Source organism: Stenotrophomonas sp. K-6 (assembly GCF_056861555.1).
The window spans coordinates 971,164-991,417 of record NZ_JBSPUC010000001.1; the positions used below are offsets into that span (position 1 = coordinate 971,164).

The following is a 20,254-nucleotide window of genomic DNA, read 5'->3' on the forward strand; positions in this document are numbered from 1 at the left end:
CGATGCCTGCCACCCCCGAACTGGACCGCCTGCTGGGCATCATGGCGCGCCTGCGCGACCCGTTGCGGGGCTGCCCCTGGGACCTGCAGCAGGACTTCGCCAGCATCGCCCCGTACACCATCGAGGAAGCCTACGAGGTCGCAGACGCGATCGACCGCGGCGACCTGGACGACCTCAAGGATGAACTCGGCGATCTGCTGCTGCAGGTGGTGTTCCACGCGCAGATGGCACAGGAGCAGGGCGCCTTTGCGTTCGCCGATGTCGCCCGCGCGATCAGCGACAAGATGGAGCGTCGCCACCCGCACGTGTTCGCCCAGGTCCAGGTCGAGGGGGCCGAAGACGTCAACAGCAACTGGGAGGCGATCAAACGCGCCGAACGCGCCGCCAAGGGGCACACCGATACCTCGGCGCTGGCCGGCATCACGCGCGGCCTGCCGGAGTGGCAGCGAGCGGTGAAGCTGCAGGCCCGCGCGGCACGGGTCGGTTTCGACTGGCCGGGCCCTGCGCCGGTGATGGACAAGGTGCGCGAAGAGCTGGACGAAGTCGCCGCGGAATTCGCGCGTGGTCCTGTCGAGGAAAATCAGGCGCGCCTGCAGGAAGAACTCGGTGATCTGCTGTTCGTCTGCGCCAATCTGGCCCGGCACGCCAAGGTCGACGTCGGTGCCGCCCTGCGGCTGGCCAACCAGAAATTCGAACGTCGCTTCCGGGCGATGGAAGCCCAGGCCGAGGCGGCAGGGCAATCGATGGGTGCCCTCGATCTGGACGCGCAGGAAGCGCTCTGGCAGCAGGCCAAGGACGCCGAGCGCACGGAATGAACACCCTGCTGCTGTTCGTCCTCACCGCCGTCGCCGAGATCGTCGGCTGCTACCTGCCGTGGCTGTGGCTGCGCAAGGACGGCAGTGCGTGGCTGCTGCTGCCGGCGGCCGCCAGCCTGGCGCTGTTCGCCTGGCTGCTGACCCTGCACCCGACCGCCAGCGGGCGCGTCTACGCCGCCTACGGCGGGGTCTATATCGGTACCGCACTGATGTGGTTGTGGCTGGTGGATGGCATCCGCCCCAGCCGCTGGGACCTGCTCGGCGTCGGCCTGTGCCTGGCCGGGATGATGGTGATCATGTTCGCCCCGCGCACCGCCTGATCCCCGCCTGACGGTCATCCAGGCCACTCACCGACGCCGGTGTGAAGGCGGCGTGGCTATACTCGGCGCTACGAATCCGGGGAAAGGGAGTGACCTGATGTTTCCGACCATGCTGTTCTCGCTGGTGCTGGCCTTCGTGGCCGTCGTCATTCTCTTCAAGGCCGTGCGGATGGTGCCGCAGGGCTACGAATGGACCGTGGAGCGCTTCGGCCGCTACACCCACACCATGTCGCCCGGCCTGCACTTCCTGATCCCGATCGTCTACGGGGTTGGCCGCAAGGTGAACATGATGGAGCAGGTGCTGGACGTGCCCAGCCAGGAAGTGATCACCAAGGACAACGCCGCGGTGCGCGTGGATGGCGTGGTGTTCTTCCAGGTGCTTGATGCGGCCAAGGCCGCCTACGAAGTCGCCAACCTGGAGGTGGCGATGATCGCGCTGGTGCAGACCAACATCCGTACCGTGATCGGCTCGATGGACCTGGATGAATCGCTCAGCCAGCGGGAGGTGATCAACGCCCAGCTGCTGAGCGTGGTCGACCATGCGACCAACCCGTGGGGCGTGAAGGTCAACCGCATCGAGATCCGCGACATCCAGCCGCCGCGCGATCTGCTCGATGCGATGGCGCGGCAGATGAAGGCAGAGCGCGAAAAGCGCGCGCAGATCCTGGAAGCCGAAGGCTCGCGGCAGTCCGAGATCCTGCGCGCGGAAGGTGAAAAGCAGGCAACCGTGCTGGAGGCCGAAGGCCGCAAGGAAGCCGCCTTCCGCGATGCCGAGGCGCGCGAGCGCCTGGCCGAAGCGGAGGCCAAGGCGACCACGATGGTGTCCGAGGCGATCGCCCAGGGCGACGTACAGGCGATCAACTACTTCATCGCGCAGAAGTATGTGGAGGCGTTCAAGGAGCTGGCGACCTCGCCCAACCAGAAGCTGGTGCTGATGCCGATGGAGGCCAGCGGCGTGATCGGCTCGATCGCCGGTGTCGCCGAACTGGCGCGCGAGGCCTTCGCCAAGCAGGAAGAAAAGAAAGCCACGCGCGGCGTCCCGCCGCGGATCGGAGGCTGACATGCGCTGGGAAGTGGTGGCCTGGGGCGCGCTGGCACTGGTGCTGTTCGCCGCCGAGGCGCTCGCGCCCGGCGCCTTCATGTTGTGGATCGGGATCGGTGCGGCGGCGGTGTTCGTGCTGGTTGCAGTATTTGCCGACATCCCGCTGTTGTGGCAGGTAGTCGCCTTCGTGGTGCTCAGCGTGGTGTCGATCCAGTGTTACCGGCGCTGGGGGCGATCGCACGATCGCCAGAGTGATCAGCCGCTGTTGAACCGGCGCGCCGAGCAGTTGATCGGGCGGGTGATCGTGCTCGACCAGGGCATCGTGGCCGGCAAGGGCCGGGCCAAGATCGACGATGCGTTCTGGGTGGTCGCCGGGCCGGATCTGCCGGCGGGCAGCCCGGTGCGCGTGGTGGCGGTGGAAGGGATGACGCTGAAGGTGCAGCAGGCCTGATCCGCGGTTTTCCCGCACCGCCGCAGGCGTTGTGAAGACGGTTCTGGGATAATGGAGGCCTTGCCTTCATTCCCCCGGAACCGGTCATGACCCAGAAGACGCTTCTCAACGATACCCACCGCGCACTCGGCGCCAAGATGGTCGATTTCGGTGGTTGGGACATGCCCATTCATTACGGTTCGCAGCTGGACGAGCACCACCTTGTGCGCAGCGATGCCGGCATGTTCGACGTCAGCCACATGACCGTGGTCGATCTGCGTGGTGAGCAGGTCAAGCCGTTCCTGCGTACGCTGCTGGCCAACTCGGTGGACAAGCTCAAGGCCACCGGCAAGGCGCTGTACTCGTGCATGCTCAATGCCCGCGGCGGCGTGATCGACGACCTGATCGTCTATTACATGGCCGACGATTTCTTCCGCATGGTGGTCAACGCCTCCACCCGCGAAAAGGATCTGGCCTGGATCCGCGAGCAGGCCGCCGCCTTCAACGTGGAGGTCATCGAGCGCGAAGATCTGGCCATCATCGCCGTGCAGGGCCCGACCGCACGCGAGCGCGTGATCGGCCTGCTGGGCGAGGGCGACCGCGCCGCGCTGGAAAAGCTGGGCCGCTTCGCCGCCCTGGAGACGGCAACCGCCGACGGCACCGCGCTGTTCGTCGCGCGTACCGGGTACACCGGTGAAGATGGTTTCGAGATCCTGCTGCCGCAGACCGCCGTGGTCGCGTTCTGGAATGCGCTGAGCGCCGCGGGTGTGCGTCCGGCCGGCCTGGGTGCGCGCGATACGCTGCGCCTGGAAGCCGGCATGAATCTCTACGGCCAGGACATGGACGAGGATATCACGCCGTATGAAGCCGGCCTGGCATGGACCGTGGCACTGGACGAAGGCCGCGACTTCATCGGCCGCGACGTGCTCGAGGCGCAGAAGGCAGCCGGCAACGCCCGCCAGCTGATCGGCCTGGTCATGGATGAGAAGGGCGTGCTGCGTCACGGCCAGGTCGTGCTCACCGCCAGCGGCGAGGGCGAGATCCTGTCCGGCACCTTCTCGCCCACCCTGGGCAAGGGCATCGCGTTCGCCCGCGTGCCGGGCGGCGAACTGGGCGAGGTGCGCGTGGACATCCGCGGCAAGCAGATTCCGGTGCGCGTGGTGAAGTTCCCGTTCGTGCGCGAAGGCCAGGCCCAGCCCGGCGTGTTGATCGACGGCTGATGCCGTGATGTACCCGGTGCGGACGCGTTCGTGTCCGCGCCGGTTGGTTACACTACCCCCGTTTCTTGACCCCCCTGATATTCCTCGGAGCAGTCCCATGAGCGAGATCCCCGGCGACCTCAAATTCCTCAAGTCCCACGAGTGGGCACGCGTTGAAGGCAGCGGCCGCGTCACCGTCGGTATTTCCGACCACGCCCAAGGCCTGCTTGGCGACCTGGTCTATGTTGAATTGCCGGAGGTTGGCCAGGAGGTCAAGGCCGGCGAACAGGCGGCGGTGGTCGAGTCGGTCAAGGCCGCTTCGGACGTCTACAGCCCGATCACCGGCACGGTGGTCGAGGTCAATTCGGCCCTGAGCGACAAGCCGGAAACCATCAACGAAGACGCCTACGGCGAGGGCTGGATCTACGTCGTCGAAGTGGCCCGCCTGGACGAAGTCAACGACCTGCTGGGTCCGGACGACTACGCCGAGCTGCTGGAAAACGAAGATCACTGATCGTCGTGTCTGCTGAAAAACGGCCGCCTGGTGCGGCCGTTTTTTTTTGCCTGCTCTCCCGGGCGCGCGGCGATCGCGTTAGTAGTGCGTGAGGATCGCCGCATACAAGTCGTCGCGTTTCACGCGGGCAGCGCCTCATGACGATCGGTTCGGTGCCGCCGCGCGTTGGTGATCTGGTCCGCATCGACGACCCGAAGGCGCGCCGATGAGGCATCAATGGGAACGTGGAGCGACGCTCGATGACGAACGCCAGACACGAAAGCGTCAGTGCCGGACGGTCAAAAGTTTGCGCAGTTACGCGAATCGGGTCGAAAAAAACGCGGGCAGATGTGAAAAGTTTTGTGGTCTGTTTAAGGTGCGCACGGGGAGTCCCGTGGCGGGGGTGCTGGCATGCGATGCGCGCGTGGCGTTGCGGGGCGGCGCACGGCGATGTTGCGATGTCGCTACACGAAAGTGCTTCTTTTAAGTGTTTTTCTTTTCTGGGTTGTCAGCGTTTGATTGCGCGGAGTGTTCGCGCTGGCGGTGGCATGGCGTTCGGGTGGGGGCGCTGACGGGTACGGCGAGGGGCGCGCTGCAAGGCGCCGGTGTGAAAATTTTTCGCCGGGGTTGTTGACAGTGAAAAAAAGCGTGATTAGGTTTCGCCTCAGCAGACCTTGCCTGCGAACAGAGTGAGCAGAATCGACATCAAGTCGCGAAGCACAACCTGGACATCCACCTCGCGTCCCATGACGGTGGAGATGGCTTCGCTTCCTCCGGCGAACCGCAAGTTCCTTTCCTCTTCGATACCTGCCTGGCCACATGCGGCGGGTGTCACCGTATCCGTCACGACGCGCATGACGCGACGGCGGTCCCCGCGACGCAGCAACGGCGGGTTTGCTTTACCTGGGCGTTTTCACTCCATAGATCACTGACGAGGAGCCATCCCATGGCAACCAAGAAAGCTGCGAAGAAAAAGCCGGCCGCCAAAAAGGCAGCCAAGAAGGTCGCTAAAAAGGCGACTGCCAAGAAGGCCGTGAAGAAGGTAGCCAAGAAGGCGGCTGCCAAGAAGACGGTGAAGAAGGCGGCCAAGAAGGCGACCGCCCGCAAGGCAGCAGTGAAAAAGACGGCAAAGAAGGCAGTGAAGAAGACGGCGAAGAAGGCCGCCACGAAGAAGACCGCCAAGAAGGCAGTGAAGAAGACGGCGAAGAAGGCCGTCAAGAAGACTGCAAAGAAGGCAGCTGCCAAGAAGACCGCGAAAAAGGCGGTAAAGAAGACGGCCAAGAAGGCGACCCGCAAGGTAGCCAAGAAAGCCGCTCCGAAAAAGGCTGCCAAGAAGACCGCCAAGAAGGCCACCCGCAAGGTAGCCAAGAAGGCCACGGCCAAGAAGGCGACGGCCCGCAAGGCTCCGGCCAAGAAGGCATCCGCGAAGAAGGCAGTGAAGAAGGTCGCAAAGCGCAAGCCGGCCGTTCGCAAGAAGAAGGCCGCACCGGTCGCACTGCCGGCAACCCCGGCACCGCTGATCTGAGTATTTCCCGATAGCCGTACCTGAGACTCCTTCCCTGGCAGCCCAGCGGGGAAGGAGTTTTTTTATGGGCGTCGCCAGAAAACCACAAAAAAGGCGGCCATCCGGCCGCCTTTTGCATATCGCGTGTGAGCGCGATCAGCGCGGTGAGGCGACCGCGCGGTTGGACGAGACGCCCTTGCGCTTGCCCTGTGGGGCGGCGTCTTCGGCCATCAGGCTGTCGCTGCCGAAGTCGGTGTCCACGTCCAGCCAGCGCTGCGTCGGCAGGCCCATGGCCTGGTCCAGCACGGTGGGCAGCAGGCCGCTGGGCAGGCTGCTTTCGCCGTTCCACATGATGGCGATGCCGAGGTCGCGTTCGGGCACCAGCGCGACCAGACCGCGGTAACCTTGGACGGCGCCGGCGTGGAAGATCACTTCATGGCCGGCGTAATCGAAGGTGCGCCAGCCGAGCGCGTAGCCGGCCGAGTTCAGGCGTTCGCGGCGCCAGCCCGAACGCATCTCACCCGGGGTGCTGATCAGGCTGGCGTGCAGCGTGGCCAGTAGCGGTGCGGGAAGCACGTCGGGGCGGTGACCGGTGTGGGCCAGCAGCCACTGCGCCATGTCGCTGGCACTGGCGTTGACGCCGGCAGCGGGAGCAAGGCGGTAGTAGGTGGGCTTGGGCGTGAGCGCGACCCAGCCATTGCGGCTGCGCACGTGCGGGCGCGCCCAGCGCGAGCTGGCCTGGATGCCGGCCAGGCCGAGGCTGGCGTCGTCCATGCCCAGCGGCTTGAACAGGCGGCGCTCGACGGATTGTTCGTAGAAGCTGCCGGAGGCGGCGTAGACCACATCACCGATCAGGCTGAAGGCCACGTTCTGGTAGGCATAGCAATCGCCGGGCAGGCACTTGAGCGAGGTGGCGGCCAGCTTGTGGGTGAGCGTGTAGTACTCCGCGTTGGCTTCGACGTCGCGGTCGTAGGCGTTGTAGGGCAGGCCAACGCGGTGGCTGAGCAGGTCAGCCACGGTCAGGCGCTCGGTTGCTTCGGGCGTGCTCAGCTGGAAGCCGGGTACATAGTCGGTGACCTTGCTGTCCCAGCGCAGCGTGCCATCGTTGACCAGCAGGCCGGCCATGGTGCCGGCGAAGGCCTTGGACAGCGAAGCCAGGCGGAACACGGTGTGGGCATCGACCTGCTGCGGGTTGTTGACGTCGGTGACGCCGTAACCGCGCGCGCTGAGCACACGGCCCCCCTGGACGATCGCAACGGCCATGCCGGGCACGCGCTCGCCGTAGGTAAGCTGCTGGGCCATCGACTCGATCGAAGCCACGTTGAAGCCCTGCGCGGGCGGCTGCACCTTCAGGCCGGCCGGCGTGGTGCGATACGCGGCAGGCTGGGTGTGCGGGGCGGCGCTCGGCGCCGATTCCTCGATGTTGACCGGGAACGCGTCGGGCGTGGCGGCAGGGGTCTGCGCGGTGGAAGACATGGCGATGGGCATCAACATGCCCAACAACCCGGTTGCCGCCGAACGGATCGGTCGGCGCCTGTTGTTCTGGTTCATCGTATGGGTGCCCGTGCGCGACTGCTGTGACCGATTCTAGCGCCGCTTTTCGTGATTGCACAAACGAATCGAAGATGAATGCGTATCGCGTTGAAAACATGCGGGTTTTGCTGCTCCCGACACAGCTGGGGAGGCGGACAGTGAGGACGGCCCCGCGCACCCCTGTTCAGGCAGTCGCGGCGGTCCGGATCCACTGCGCGGCACGCTCGGCGATCATGATGGTCGGGGCGTTGGTGTTCCCACTGACCAGCCGCGGCATGACCGACGCGTCCACCACCCGCAGCCGCTGCGTGCCGTGCACGCGCAGGGTACCCGGATCCACCACGGCGCCGGCGTGCTGCCCCATCGCGCAGGTGCCCACCGGGTGGTAGATGGTCTCGGCCTTGGCTCGGATGAAGGCCTCCAGTGCGGTGTCGTCCAGATCGGTGCGGGCGGGAAAGACCGGCGCACCACGCCAGCGGTCAAATGCCGGCTGTTGCAGGATCTCGCGAGACAGCCGGGCGCATTCGAGCATCATCTTCAGATCGTGACCCTCGGCGTCTCCCAGGTAGTTGGCGTGGATGCGCGGCGGTGAGCGCGCATCGGCATCACGCAGGCGCAGCTGGCCGCGGCTGCGCGGGTGCAGCGGGCAGGCATGCAGCGTGTAGCCATCGCCCGGCAGGCGGTGGCGGCCGTGGTTGTCCAGCATCGCCGGGACGAAATGGAACTGGATGTCGGCGCGGGCATCGGTGGCAAGCGACGAACGGGCGAAGCCACCGGCCTCGGCCAGGTTGCTGGTGCCGGCACCGCGGCGACCGCGCAGGAAGTAGTCCACGGCGATGCGCAGCTCGTTGCTGCGGTCGTAGCTGACCCCCGGTGTGGTGTGCACGACGGTGCAGATGTCCAGGTGGTCCTGCAGGTTGCGGCCGACGCCGGGCAGATCCACGCGCGGGGTGATGCCGTGGCAGCGCAGCGTGTCGGCCTCGCCGATACCGGAGAGCATCAGCAGATGTGGGGAATGGATGGCGCCGGCGCTGAGGATCACCTCGACCGCCGCGCATGCATGGAGGTGGTGGCGGCCGCGTCGATAGTGAACGCCGGTCGCCGTGGTGCCCTGCCAGCTCAGCGCGGTTGCCTGCGCGCCGGTGAGCACGGTCAGGTTGCGCCGGTGACGTGCAGGACGCAGGTAGGCGTCCGCGCTCGAGCACCGGGCGCCGTCGCGCTGGGTGACCTGGTACAGGCCTACGCCTAGCTGCCGGTCACCGTTGAAGTCCGCATTGTGGAGATGGCCGGCCTGCTGGGCGGCGGCGATGAACGCGGCCGAGAGGGGATTGTGGTGGCGCAGGTCGGACACCGACAGCAGACCCGCATCGCCGTGCAGTGCGCTGGCACCGCGGCTGTTGCGCTCGCTGTGTAGGAACCACGGCAGCACCTGGTTCCAGCCCCAGCCCGTGGCGCCGCCCGCTTCCCAGCCGTCGTAGTCGGCGGGCACGCCGCGCACGTAGCACATCGCATTGATCGAGCTCGAGCCCCCCAGCACCTTGCCGCGCGGCCACCACAGGCGACGGCCGTCCAGCGCAGGCTCGGGCGCAGTTTCCAGATTCCAGTTGATGCGGCGGTTGTTGACCAGCCGCGCCAAGCCCGCCGGCATGTGGATGAAGGGGTTGGTGTCGCGCGGACCGGCTTCCAGCAGCAGCACCCGGCAGGCCGGGTCTTCGCTGAGCCGGTTGGCCAGCACGCAGCCGGCAGAGCCGGCACCGATCACGATGTAGTCGTACATGCCGCTCCTTGACGGGGTGCGCACCGAGCATAAGTCAGGTTGGGGCGGGCAGGGGCCGCGCGTTGGGCCACGCAGCGTTGCGCCGATGGGCGTGCCGGAGGCTGGCGATGTTGCGGTGCATCGTTTACCTTGCGCGCTTCGACGCCCGGAGTTCCCCACATGCTGCCGTTGCAACGCCCCTTGTCCGCGCAGAGCGGGCAATGACCGCGGCGACCGGGACCGGCACGGCAGCCGGTGGCATGCTGAGTGCGTGGCGGCGTTCGCCACCGCTGATCTGGGCCTCGCTGTATTTCTTCTGCCTGCTGAGCGGCTACTACGTGCTGCGCCCGGTGCGCGAAGCGATGGCGGCCTCCTCCGATCTGCAGACGGTGTTCCCGCTGCCGTTGATCGAGTGGTTCGCCGGCCATGGGATCGCCCTGCAGGACTTCGTGCTGCAGTTCCTGTTCACCTGCGTGTTCTTCATCATGCTGGTGCTGCAGCCGCTGTACGGCGCGCTGGTGAGCCGCTATCCGCGCCGGGTATTCCTGCCGGTGGTGTACGGGTTCTTCATCGTCACCCTGCTCGGGTTCTACGTGATGTTCGAGACCGGCGTGCCCGGGCGCGGCATGGCGTTCTTCTTCTGGATCACCGTTTTCAACCTGTTCGCGGTGGCCGTGTTCTGGAGTTTCATGGCCGACGTGTTCTCCAACGTGGAGGCGCGCGCGTATTACGGCTACCTCGGCGCAGCCGGCACGATCGGCGCATTCCTCGGCCCGATCATCACTTCGGCACTGGTGCAGCGGGTCGGCATCGCCAATCTGATGCTGGTCTCGGCTGGTTTCCTGCTCATCTGCCTGGGTTGCATCTGGCGGCTGCGCCTGTGGGCGGTGGCACGCGAACAGGAGCGGGAACTCGTCTCCGGCGAGACGCCGATGGGCGGCAGCGTGTTCGATGGCCTGAAGCTGATCGTGCGTGAGCCGATGCTGCGCTGGCTGGCGCTGATGGTGCTGTTCGGCGTGGGCGTAGGCACCATGCTCTACAACGAGCAGGCCTCGATCGTACGACGCCTGTACACCGACCCTGCCGCCAGCACGGCATTCTTCTCGCGCGTGGATCTGGCCGTGAACGCGCTGACCCTGATCATCCAGCTCGGCGCGACGCGCTGGCTGCTGTCGCGTTACGGGATCGCTCCGGCGCTGTTGATTCCGGGCGTGGCGATCATCATCGGCTTCTCGGTGCTGGCCGCCTCGCCGCTGCCGCTGATGGTGGCGATGGTTCAGGTGATGACCCGCGCCAGCGAATTCTCCCTGGCCAAGCCGGCGCGCGAGACGATCTACACCCGTGTGGACCGCCAATGGCGCTACAAGGCCGGCGCGGCGATCGACACCGTGGTCTACCGCGGTGCGGACCTGAGCTTCGCCTGGCTGCACAAGGGGCTGTCCCTGTTCGGCTCGCACATCGTGTTCCTCGGTGGCATGGTCGTGGCCGGTGCCATGACCGTCGCCGCCCTTGGCCTGCTGCGCGAAGAAAAGAAGCTGCCGGGCGAGCGCCCGGAGTAAGCTCTCTGCATTACGTTCTGGAAGCCAGCCCATGTATTGGATCGCGCTGTCACTGACCTTGCTGGTCGCCCTGCTGCACGTGTACTTCCTGATCCTGGAAATGTTCCTGTGGACCAAGCCGCTGGGATTGAAGACCTTCCGCAATACGCCGGAAAAGGCGCAGGCCACGCGGGTGCTGGCGGCCAATCAGGGGCTGTACAACGGCTTCCTCGCCGCGGGCCTGTTCTGGGGCCTGTTCGATCACCTGCCGATGCTGGTGAACTTCATGCTGGGCTGCGTGATCGTGGCCGGCTGCTATGGCGCGTACAGCGTCAACAAGCGGATCTTCTTCATCCAGGCGGTGCCGGCGATCCTGGCCGTGGCGGCATGGTGGATGGTGCCGGCCTGACAGGCGCCAGCCACGCATGGCGTGGCGCCACCCTGCGACAGCCGGATCGGAGGTTGCGCCACCCCATGGGTGGCTGCGCACCAGCGATCAACGGTTGACCGGTGACACCCACATCGCGATCCGCGCCTCGAACACGGCCGTGCCGGCGTCATCGCGCACCTGCACCTTCACCGGCAGCGCGTAGCCTGCCTCGACCGCCACGATCGGCTGCTCGGGTGTGGCGACCGCATGCTGGGTGCCCGTCGCCTTGGCCAGGTACTGCACCTCCATGCCCTTCGGGATCCAGCGCATGCCCTTGGGCAGCGAGGCATCCACCATCAGCCCGGCGGTGAGCTCGGCCAGGTTGCACAGTGCGATCGCGTGCACCGTGCCGATGTGGTTGGTGACCTTGCGCCGGTGCGCGATGCGGCCTTCGCAGCGGCCCGGTTCAAGCAGGGTGATGCGCGGGGCGATGCTCGCGAAATAGGGCGCCTTGAAACACACCGCGCGCGAGAACAGCCAGTTGCCGGCGGGCCAGCGCTGCATGCGGCGATACAGGGTGAGCAGTGGAGCGGACATCGGGAATCTCCCAAAAAAACGGCGGACCGAAGTCCGCCGTTGTCGTTTACAGGGTGGTTGGGATCACGCAGCCTGCGACTGCGCGTCCTTCTGCTGGAGCTTGTAGTAGCCCGCCGAGCGCAGCTCTTCCGGATCGAAGTCGTCCACGGTGATCGTTTCCAGCGTGAGCGTGCGCAGTTCTTCGAGCAGGGTGCGTTCGTCCTGGGTGATCACGCCTTCGGCCACGGCTTCGTCCAGCTGGGTCACGAAGTCCAGCGCTTCGATGCCCTTGGTCTTGAGCGCCTTGATGAACTTGCGCTCCACCGGCTCGGCCATGATCGCCTTGGACAGGTAGCTGTTGATGCGGCCACCCGGGTTGTTCTCGCAGGGGGTCAGGAACACGCCACTGGCCAGACGGTCGCGGGCTTCGTTGGGCGCCATCAGCAGCGCGGCCACGCGGTGGCCCAGGCGGTCGCCCGGGGCTTCGGCACGGCGGCCGAACGGAAAGATCAGCGCCCACATCAGCCAGCCGATCGGACGCACCGGGAAGTTGCGCAGGGCAGCCGACAGCGACTCTTCGATCTTGTGCACGCTGTCATGGAAGGCCCAGGCCAGCAGCGGCTGGTCGGCAGTCGGTGCGCCTTCGTCGTGGTAGCGCTTGAGCATGGCGCTGGTCATGTAGATGTGGCTCAGCACATCGCCCAGGCGGCCGGACAGCGATTCCTTGAACTTCAGCTTGCCGCCCAGCGTCATCATCGAGATGTCGGCCATCAGCGCCAGGTTGGCCGAGTAACGGTCCAGCTTGCGGAAGTAGCGGCGGGTGTAGGCATCGCCCGGGGCCGCGCCGAAGCGCGCACCGGTCAGGCCGAACCAGAACGAACGCACGGCGTTGGAGATGCCGTAGCGGATGTGGCCGAACAGGCTGCGGTCGAATTCCTGCAGGCCGGCACGGGTGTCCGGGTCCTGTGCGGCCTTCATTTCCTTCAGTACCCACGGGTGGCAGAGAATAGCGCCCTGGCCGAAGATCAGCAGGCTGCGGGTCATGATGTTGGCGCCCTCGACCGTGATCGCGATTGGCGCGGCCTGCCAGCTGCGGCCGGCGAAGTTGCGCGGCCCCAGGATGATGCCCTTGCCGCCGATCACATCCATCACGTCGGAGATCACTTCACGGCTCATGGTGGTGCAGTGGTACTTGGCGATGGCCGACGGCACCGACGGCACGTCGCCGCGGTCCACCGCCGCCGCCGTGGCCTGGCACAGCGCGCTGATCGCATACGCCTTGCCACCGATGCGGGCCAGCGCTTCTTCCACGCCCTCGAAGCGGCCGACCGACAGGCCGAACTGCTTGCGGATGCGTGCATACGCACCGGTCACTACGGCACCGGCCTTGGCACCGCCACTTGCGGTGGAGGGCAGGGTGATCGAGCGGCCCACGGCCAGGCACTCGTTGAGCATGTTCCAGCCCTTGCCAGCCTTCTCGGCGCCGCCAATCAGCTGGGTCAGCGGGATGAAGACATCCTTGCCGCGGATCGGGCCGTTCTGGAAGGTCGAGTTGAGCGGGAAGTGGCGACGGCCGATTTCCACACCGGCGGTATCACGCGGCAGCAGCGCCAGGGTGATGCCGATGTCACGGGTGCTGCCGATCAGGCCGTCCGGATCGTACATGCGGAAGGCCAGGCCGATCAGCGTGGCCACCGGGGCCAGCGTGATGTAGCGCTTGTCGAAGGTGAGCTTGACGCCGAGCACCTGCTCGCCGTTCCACTCGCCCTTGCAGACGATGCCGTAATCGGGAATCGAGGTGGCATCCGAACCGGCGAACGGACCGGTCAGGCCGAAGCAGGGCACTTCACGGCCATCGGCCAGACGCGGCAGGTACTGGTCCTTCTGTTCCTGGGTGCCGTAATGGTTGAGCAGTTCACCCGGGCCCAGCGAGTTGGGCACGCCGACGGTGGAGCTGACCACGCTCGATACCGAAGCCAGCTTCTGGATCACCTTGTGGTGGGCCAGCGCGCTGAAGCCCAGGCCGCCGTATTCCTTCGGAATGATCATGCCGAAGAACTTGTTCTTCTTGATGAAGCTCCACAGCTCCGGCGGCAGGTCGGCGTAAACGTGGGTGATTTCCCAGTCGTTGACCATCTTGCACAGCTCTTCCACCGGGCCATCGAGGAAGGCCTGTTCTTCGGCGGTGAGCTGCGGCTTGGGATAGTTGAGCAGGATGTTCCAGTCCGGGTCACCGGTGAACAGCTCGCCTTCGAAACCGACCGAGCCGGTTTCCAGCGCGATGCGCTCGGTCTGCGACAGCGGCGGCAGCACCTTGCGGAACACCTTCATCATCGGCGCGGTCAGCAGCGGCTTGCGGATGAAGGGCAGCAGCAGCGGCACGGCGATCACAGCGACGATGGCCGCGGCCACAATCGTGGCGGTCTGGTTGACGTACGGGATGAACCAGCAGGCGGCCAGCAGCACCAGGCTGATGATCGTCCAGGTGATCAGGCGCATCCGGTGGTAGGCGACGAACGCACCTGCCAGGAGGATCGCGAGGAAGGGAACGACAATGCTCATGAGCGTGCTCCGGTGACGTGCTCGGTAGTGGCGGACTGTGCCACGGCGGAGGCCGAGGGCAACACGTCCAGATAGTCCAACACAGTAGCGGTAAAGGCGTTGTTGTCGTCGCCGGCGACCATGTGCGTGGCCTCCGGCAACTGCACGTGGCGTGCATGGGGCACCAACGCGAGGAATTCGGCCACCGTCTGCGGGGTGACCAGGGTGCTGCGCCCACCGCTGACCAGCAGCACCGGACATTGCACCTGGCGCGCCGCGTCGGCGAGCGCATCCTGGTGCTGTTCACTGTCGCGCGCCAGTTCGGCGACCAGGCGCGGGTCCCAATGCCAGCGCCAGCGGCCGTGGCCGTCCTCGCGCAACAACGCACGCAGGGAATCCTCAGACTTGCGCGGGCGGTGCGGCAGGTAGGAGGAGATCACGTCGGCGGCCTGGGACAGCGACGCGAAGCCCTCCGGGTGCGCGGTCATGAACATCAGGATCTTTTCAACACCGGCGGTATCCCAGCGTGGGGTGATGTCCACCAGCACCATCGCCGAAAACAGCCCCGGCCAGCGCGACTCGGCGAGCAGGCCGAACAGACCGCCCATCGAGGCGGCGATCAGGATCGGCGGCTGCGGCTGTTCACCGGCCAGCACGATCAGATCATCGGCAAACTGTTCGCCGTGGTAGGCAAGGTCGGCTGGGTTCCAGTCGGAATCGCCGTGGCCGCGCGCGTCGTAGGCCAGGGTCTGGTAACCGGCGTCGACCAGCGCGCTCGCGGTGGCGTTCCAGGCATGCCGGGTCTGGCCAAAGCCGTGGGCGAACAGGACGGTGCCGCGGCGCCCCGGGCCCGAGCGGGTGGCGGCCAGCACGGCGTCATGCGCGCCGGTCAGTCGCTCATCGTCAACGCGGGGCAGGGTAGAAGAGGGAGTGACCATACTCGCTAGTATGGACTTGCCCTGTGCGATGTCAATACTTCGGAGTATGGTGGGTGCATCCCTTGTGCCAGCAGGCGCGAAGCGGTGCTGTCCCGATACACATACTGCAACCAACCCCGGCGTATGGTTAAATCCACCTATGAATGAACCCGAAGCTTCCGCCGGCGAGCCACGTGCCGGCCGCAACAGCCGCCTCAGTGCCGAAGACTGGGCCCAGGCCGCACTGGATCTGATTGCCGAACAAGGCGTGGGCGCGGTCGCGGTGGAGCCGCTGGCGCGTCGACTCGGTGTTACCAAAGGCAGCTTCTACTGGCACTTTCCCTCGCGCGATGCATTGCTGCAGGCCGCACTGGAGCGCTGGGAACTGTTCGAGCAGGAGCAGGTGTTCGGCAGCCTGGCCGACGTCACCGATCCGCGTGTGCGTCTGCGCCAGCTGTTCCAGGTGGTGGCGCATGAAGTGCAGCCGCACATCATCTACAGCGAGCTGCTCAAGGCGCTCGATCACCCGATGGTGCGCCCGGTCATCGACCGCGTTTCGCATCGCCGGCTGGAGTATCTGGTCGCCTCGTTCCGGCAGGCCGGCCTGAGCCGTACCGACGCGCAGCATCGTGCGCGTCTGGCGTATGCCGCCTATGTCGGCTTCCTGCAGCTGTCCCTGCAACTGCAGCAGCCCAAGCAGGCGCGCGAGGATTTCGAGGCTTACGTGGAGCATGTGATCGAGACGTTGATCCCGATCGGGTGAGTCGGCGCCGATCTGCATGCAGACGAGAAAAGGGCCGCAAGGGCCGTTTTTTTGTTGCATCGCGCGCGAACCCGCCCGCCTGCTACACAAACAACAACGGCCCCTTGCGGGGCCGTTGTCGTCCAACACTACAGGGTTACAGCCAGATCAGAACTTCTGGTTGTAGCGCATGTAGAAGAAGCGACCCGGGATTTCATACTGCGGATCGAACGAGTTGGCGAACGTGGTGTACGACAGCGGCGGATCGCGATCGAAAGCGTTGTTGACACCCACCGTGATCCGGGCATTCCACGGCGACTGCCAGTAGGCGCTCAGGTCGGTGTAGGTGACGCTGGAGATCTTGCGCTGCGGATCGTCCTGGCCACCGATGCCGACATGGTCCGCATCCGAGCACAGCAGAGCGAAGTTGGCGCCGCCGAAGGCGGTGCCGGTGCAGTCTTCATTCTGACGCGAGTAGTAACGTGCCGATGCAGTCGCACCGAAGTCGCCCAGCTGCCAGGCAACCAGCAGGTTGGAACGCACACGCCAGTAGTTGTCGCGGCTCAGGTAGTTGCCGACGCGGTTGTAGCCTTCGGTCACCGGATCTTCGATGGTGTACTTGGAGGTGTAGGCGGTATCCAGGACGAAGCTGAAGCTGCCGTACGCGGTATCCGGCATACGGTAGCCCAAGGTCACGTCCCAGCCTTCTACTTCCATCGTACCGACGTTGCTCGGCACGGCCAGAAGGTTCGAGATCTGCCCGGTGCTGTCACGCTCGATCAGGTCGCACTGCGAGGTCACGCCCTGGTCGTAGCACGCGTCCAGAGTCTGCTGTGCAGTCTGGGCGTAGATGGCACCTTCGATCTTGATGTTCCACCAGTCAACCGACACGTCCAGGCCCGGTGCGAAGCTCGGGCTGTAGACGAAGCCCAGGGTCTTGGAGGTGGAGGTTTCCGCGCCCAGATTCGGGTTGCCACCGGTAGTGGTACGGATCTGCGAGTTGGACTGGTTGTAAGCTGGCACGCCGGCGCAGCTGGCGGGCGGGGTGTTCGGATTGCCCGTCTGGGTGCCCGCGCAGGGATCGGCGACGTCTTCGAAGGTGTCGCTCACGCCCTGGTACAGCTCGGCGATGGTCGGGGCACGGAAGCCTTCGGACCAGTTACCGCGGATCATCAGGTCGTTGATCGGCTTCCAGCGGAAACCGAACTTGCTATTCACCGTGTTGCCGAAGTTGCTGTAGTCAGAGAAGCGGGTCGCCACGCTGAAGTCCAGCAGCTGCGCGCCGGTGACACCGGACAGCAGCGGGATGGCCAGTTCCAGGTACGCTTCATCCAGCTTGTAGCTGCCATCGGTCGCGGTACGGGCATTGCCGGTGGTGTCACCGGAGTTGATCAGCGCATCCGGGCCGTCGAAGCCGGATTCTTCGCGGTGTTCTGCACCCAGAGAGAAGGCGAAGGCGCCGCCCGGCAGGTCGAACAGCTCGCCGCCGATGCTGCCGTAATAGGTCTTCTGCTCGTAACCGTAGACGTCATGCGCGGTGAAGCCGGCATAGTCGATCATGTCCTGGGTCAGCGAACCGGCACCGCTCAGCATGTTCATCGGCACGCAGCCGTCGACCACGTTGCCCGCGGTGCCGCAGCGTGCTGCACCGGTGGCGTCGATGAACGACGGCCCAAGGGCATTGCGCAGTGCGGAGATGTTGAAGAAGCCGGTGGTGACGTCGGTCTGGTCGTTCTTGCCGTAGAACATACCCGCTTCCCAGTTCCAGAAGCGGCTGTTCACTTCGAAGTCGCCTTCGAAGGCGCCATTGAAGGCGTAGGTCTTGACGTTCTGCTTGTAGATACGGCCGCCAGTCTCGTTTGCACGGTACTGGATGTAATTGATATCGCGGCCGGTGTTGTTGTAGATATTGTTGGCGCTGATGACGATGTTGGAGCCGTTGGTGCCCGGAGCGGCGGCACCCAGCACGATCGGCATGGCGGCCAGGATCTGCTCGGACTCACGCTCGTTGTACGTTACCGTGGTCTTGAAGCGGACGTTGTCGGTGATGTCCAGGCCGGCGTCGGCGAAGATCGAGGTGCGTTCCTGCGGGGTGATCAGCAGGTTGCCCGGCGCGTGGTTGAAGCTGTCGGCCTGGGTGTAGTTGCGCCAGGTGCTGCCACCGTTGCCGGTGATGAAGTAGCCGGCGGACCCGTTCGGACGGGTCGCGCCCGGGCTGGTGGTGCCGTTGGAGGTCACCGGGCCGGTGAAGGCGAAGCGGCCGTCCGGGGTGGTGGAGCTGTTGCCGGTGTACGGCACGGCGCCGAACACCGGCACCGCCGAGATGGCCCGGTCGCCCGCCCACACCGGCTCTTCCTTCACGTAGCCGACGCCCAGGGTAGCGTGCCACTTGTCACCGGCCGAGCCGATGGTGAAGTCGTAGGCTTCACGCGAACCGTCGCCCTTGTCGTACTGACCGTAGTAGGCGTTGGCTTCTGCACCGTCGAAGTTCTTGCGCAGGATGATGTTGACCACGCCGGCGATGGCGTCCGAACCGTAGATGGTCGAGGCGCCGTCCTTCAGGACCTCCACGCGCTCAACAGCAGCGGACGGGATGGTGTTCAGATCGACTGCGCCGCCCAGGCCGGTACCACCGACCCAACGACGACCATTGACCAGCACCAGCGTGCGGCCTGAACCCAGGTTGCGCAGGTTCACGCGGGTTTCGCCGTTGCCGCCGTTGTTGTAGGTGCTGTTCAGGGTCGAACCGCTGGTGGCGATGTTCTGGATGATGTCGCCGATCGAGGTCTGGCCCTGGGCCTGAATCTGCTCGCGGCTCATCGTGAAGACCGGCTGCGACGATTCCACGTCGGCGCGCTTGATGCGCGAACCCGTGACTTCGATCTTGTCGAGGGTCTGGGTTTCCTGAGCATAGGCAGCACCGGTGCTGCCAGCGGTCACCACCAGTGCGAACGCGATAGCGTCACGCAGCTTATTTGTCCTGTACTTCATTGGCTCTCTCTCTCCAAATGGACTTGGGTACTACGGGTTCTGGGATAGGCCTCTGCGCGGAGACGAAAGGCGTCTCCAACTCGCGAAGCTGACTCGATAGTAACCACGTATTCGGAGAAATTAAAGACCCGTTAATACTTCATGTGATTTGGGTGAAATTCGGCAAAGTCCTTGTACCACAGGGCATTACGAGTGTCGTCCGCTCTCCTGGCCTATCGCGGGTGCCTGAGATGCGGTGACTTTTGGCATATTTTTTTTGTCGATTTGTATCAGTTCAGCCTGAATGGGCAGCCATGGGGCTCGGCGAGCGACCGAGGCGTGGATTTCTGAAGCGTCGCGATTGTCCCGTCAGCGGGCGTTTCGGCACGCCTTATGTTAGGAGTCGTTAAGCAGGTGGCGGTAATCGAGCGGGTGCACGGCGAACACGCGCACGGCAACACCGCCGCAGACGAGGCTGAGTGAATCAATTCAAGTACGGGGAGGGATCGGCCGTTCGCCAGTGCAGGCTTGTGCCGGCCAGTGAGCGCGGGCTTACAGATCCTGCTCGTAACGGACGTAGGGCACCGTGCCCTCGTCGGTGCTCTCATTGCGCGGAGCGAACGGATTCTTGCCGCGGGTCACGACGTTCTCGGCGCCTACGGTGAGCTGACCGCTCCAGGGCGTGCGCCAGGTCAAGCCGACGCCCAGGCCTTCCCACTTGCCGGGCTGCCCCGGTACGTCGACCACGCGGCCGATGATGTTGCCGCTGAAATTGCCGTAGCCGGCACCGATGGTGAGGCTCTTGCTGTCCCAGCGATCGACGATGGCCGGCGAGGCGTCCGCGATCGGGACCAGACGCGCCTTGGCATAGGTGCCGCCGATCGATACGAAGCCTTCTCGGCCGATGTTCTTCTGCCCGAAGACGGTCAGATCGTTCTGCTCGGCACGCAGCGACGGCGATTTGTTCGGGCCGGCCAGCCAGGCTGGCAGGGTGTCACGGCCGCTGCCGGCGGTGATGCCCACGCGCCCACCGGGACGGTTGAAGGCGGCCGTGCCGCTGACCCGACGGCTGAGCGTGTTGTCTTCTTCATCGCCCAGGGTGGCCAGCATGCAATGACTGGCCAACCCGCTGATGCTGGTGCCGCGGCTGCTGTTGCACAGCAGGCCGAGCGAATCACCGGAGGACAGCCCGAAGGCCGCATCCAGTGAACTGCGCCCGAAGTGCCAGCGGGCACCGACGGCCTGTTCACCGGTCGGCTCCAGATACAGCAGCGCTTCGACCTTGCCGCTGCCCTTGTTCCAGACCGGCAGCACCGTGCCGTCCTGCTTGCCCTTGGCCTGCGCATGCGCGCCCGAGACCGCGCCAAGGGCGATCATCAGGGCCAGCGGTAGACGCAGAAGGGGATGCATGGGAACTCTCAGACAAGCGCGGTGATGACAAGTTCCCGCAGAAGCGGGACATTGATCCTAGGGCGTTTATGATTTCTTAACAAGTCTTGGTTCTCCCC

General features: G+C 65.3%; 18 protein-coding genes. 10 read left to right on the top strand and 8 right to left on the bottom strand.

Annotated elements, in window-relative coordinates; all coding sequences use genetic code 11:
* Nucleotides 1-2 precede the first annotated feature (2 nt).
* The 6 genes from mazG to gcvH all read left to right on the top strand — a co-directional run bounded on the left by mazG (nucleotide 3) and on the right by gcvH (nucleotide 4,320).
* Nucleotides 3-815 (top strand): nucleoside triphosphate pyrophosphohydrolase, encoded by an 813-nt coding sequence (gene mazG, locus AC13F7_RS04310; protein ID WP_482999352.1) that lies wholly within the window; start codon nucleotides 3-5, stop codon nucleotides 813-815.
* Nucleotides 812-1,135, top strand: coding sequence for a YnfA family protein (locus AC13F7_RS04315; RefSeq protein ID WP_259259448.1), 324 nt, complete (start codon nucleotides 812-814; stop codon nucleotides 1,133-1,135). The genes mazG and AC13F7_RS04315 overlap by 4 nt, the downstream gene beginning before the upstream one ends.
* Nucleotides 1,136-1,232: 97 nt before the next feature.
* Entirely contained in the window at nucleotides 1,233-2,195 is a 963-nt protein-coding gene (locus AC13F7_RS04320) for an SPFH domain-containing protein (protein ID WP_046272684.1), read from the top strand.
* Between the two features lies 1 nt (nucleotide 2,196).
* Nucleotides 2,197-2,628 carry an NfeD family protein gene (locus AC13F7_RS04325; RefSeq protein WP_482999353.1) on the top strand — a complete coding sequence of 144 codons (432 nt, stop codon included), beginning with the start codon at nucleotides 2,197-2,199 and terminating at the stop codon, nucleotides 2,626-2,628.
* 86 nt (nucleotides 2,629-2,714) lie between these two features.
* Nucleotides 2,715-3,827, top strand: coding sequence for a glycine cleavage system aminomethyltransferase GcvT (gene gcvT, locus AC13F7_RS04330; protein ID WP_482999354.1), 1,113 nt, complete (start codon nucleotides 2,715-2,717; stop codon nucleotides 3,825-3,827).
* Between the two features lie 97 nt (nucleotides 3,828-3,924).
* Nucleotides 3,925-4,320, top strand: coding sequence for a glycine cleavage system protein GcvH (gene gcvH, locus AC13F7_RS04335; RefSeq protein WP_482999355.1), 396 nt, complete (start codon nucleotides 3,925-3,927; stop codon nucleotides 4,318-4,320).
* 643 nt (nucleotides 4,321-4,963) lie between these two features.
* On the opposite strand, the gene AC13F7_RS04340 is transcribed toward gcvH, so the two are convergent.
* A complete protein-coding gene (locus tag AC13F7_RS04340; protein WP_020424295.1) occupies nucleotides 4,964-5,155 on the bottom strand; it encodes a hypothetical protein in 192 nt (63 codons plus the stop codon).
* Between the two features lie 90 nt (nucleotides 5,156-5,245).
* On the opposite strand from AC13F7_RS04340, the gene AC13F7_RS04345 reads away from it, so the two are divergent.
* Nucleotides 5,246-5,824: a hypothetical protein gene (locus AC13F7_RS04345; RefSeq protein ID WP_481434079.1), complete on the top strand. Its 579-nt coding sequence runs from the start codon at nucleotides 5,246-5,248 to the stop codon at nucleotides 5,822-5,824.
* Between the two features lie 135 nt (nucleotides 5,825-5,959).
* Here AC13F7_RS04345 and AC13F7_RS04350 read toward each other — a convergent pair whose 3' ends face one another.
* Together AC13F7_RS04350 and AC13F7_RS04355 are read right to left on the bottom strand one after the other, a co-directional pair.
* Complete coding sequence (locus AC13F7_RS04350) at nucleotides 5,960-7,354, bottom strand: serine hydrolase domain-containing protein (RefSeq protein ID WP_353086014.1); 1,395 nt, start codon at nucleotides 7,352-7,354, stop codon at nucleotides 5,960-5,962.
* A gap of 166 nt (nucleotides 7,355-7,520) precedes the next feature.
* Nucleotides 7,521-9,113 (bottom strand): GMC family oxidoreductase, encoded by a 1,593-nt coding sequence (locus AC13F7_RS04355; protein WP_482999356.1) that lies wholly within the window; start codon nucleotides 9,111-9,113, stop codon nucleotides 7,521-7,523.
* A 200-nt stretch (nucleotides 9,114-9,313) separates the two neighbouring features.
* On the opposite strand from AC13F7_RS04355, the gene AC13F7_RS04360 reads away from it, so the two are divergent.
* Both AC13F7_RS04360 and AC13F7_RS04365 read left to right on the top strand, forming a co-directional pair.
* Entirely contained in the window at nucleotides 9,314-10,651 is a 1,338-nt protein-coding gene (locus AC13F7_RS04360; RefSeq protein ID WP_482999357.1) for an NTP/NDP exchange transporter, read from the top strand.
* Between the two features lie 31 nt (nucleotides 10,652-10,682).
* The gene (locus AC13F7_RS04365; RefSeq protein WP_481469702.1) at nucleotides 10,683-11,039 is read left to right on the top strand and encodes a DUF1304 domain-containing protein; all 357 of its coding nucleotides are present in this window, start codon (nucleotides 10,683-10,685) and stop codon (nucleotides 11,037-11,039) included.
* A gap of 87 nt (nucleotides 11,040-11,126) precedes the next feature.
* On the opposite strand, the gene AC13F7_RS04370 is transcribed toward AC13F7_RS04365, so the two are convergent.
* The 3 genes from AC13F7_RS04370 to AC13F7_RS04380 all read right to left on the bottom strand — a co-directional run bounded on the left by AC13F7_RS04370 (nucleotide 11,127) and on the right by AC13F7_RS04380 (nucleotide 15,055).
* A complete protein-coding gene (locus AC13F7_RS04370) occupies nucleotides 11,127-11,597 on the bottom strand; it encodes a hotdog fold domain-containing protein (RefSeq protein ID WP_482999358.1) in 471 nt (156 codons plus the stop codon).
* Nucleotides 11,598-11,660: 63 nt separating this feature from the next.
* Entirely contained in the window at nucleotides 11,661-14,138 is a 2,478-nt protein-coding gene (locus AC13F7_RS04375) for an acyl-CoA dehydrogenase (RefSeq protein WP_346473070.1), read from the bottom strand.
* Nucleotides 14,135-15,055 (bottom strand): alpha/beta fold hydrolase, encoded by a 921-nt coding sequence (locus AC13F7_RS04380; protein WP_481469697.1) that lies wholly within the window; start codon nucleotides 15,053-15,055, stop codon nucleotides 14,135-14,137. Before AC13F7_RS04380 ends, AC13F7_RS04375 begins: the two co-directional genes overlap by 4 nt.
* A 139-nt stretch (nucleotides 15,056-15,194) precedes the next feature.
* Here AC13F7_RS04380 and AC13F7_RS04385 point away from each other — a divergent pair, with 139 nt between their 5' ends.
* Entirely contained in the window at nucleotides 15,195-15,797 is a 603-nt protein-coding gene (locus AC13F7_RS04385) for a TetR/AcrR family transcriptional regulator (protein ID WP_123730448.1), read from the top strand.
* A 147-nt stretch (nucleotides 15,798-15,944) separates the two neighbouring features.
* Here AC13F7_RS04385 and AC13F7_RS04390 read toward each other — a convergent pair whose 3' ends face one another.
* Entirely contained in the window at nucleotides 15,945-18,767 is a 2,823-nt protein-coding gene (locus tag AC13F7_RS04390; protein WP_482999359.1) for a TonB-dependent receptor, read from the bottom strand.
* Between the two features lie 531 nt (nucleotides 18,768-19,298).
* Nucleotides 19,299-20,123, bottom strand: coding sequence for an XOO1806 family protein (locus AC13F7_RS04395; RefSeq protein ID WP_346473085.1), 825 nt, complete (start codon nucleotides 20,121-20,123; stop codon nucleotides 19,299-19,301).
* Nucleotides 20,124-20,254: the final 131 nt, after the last annotated feature.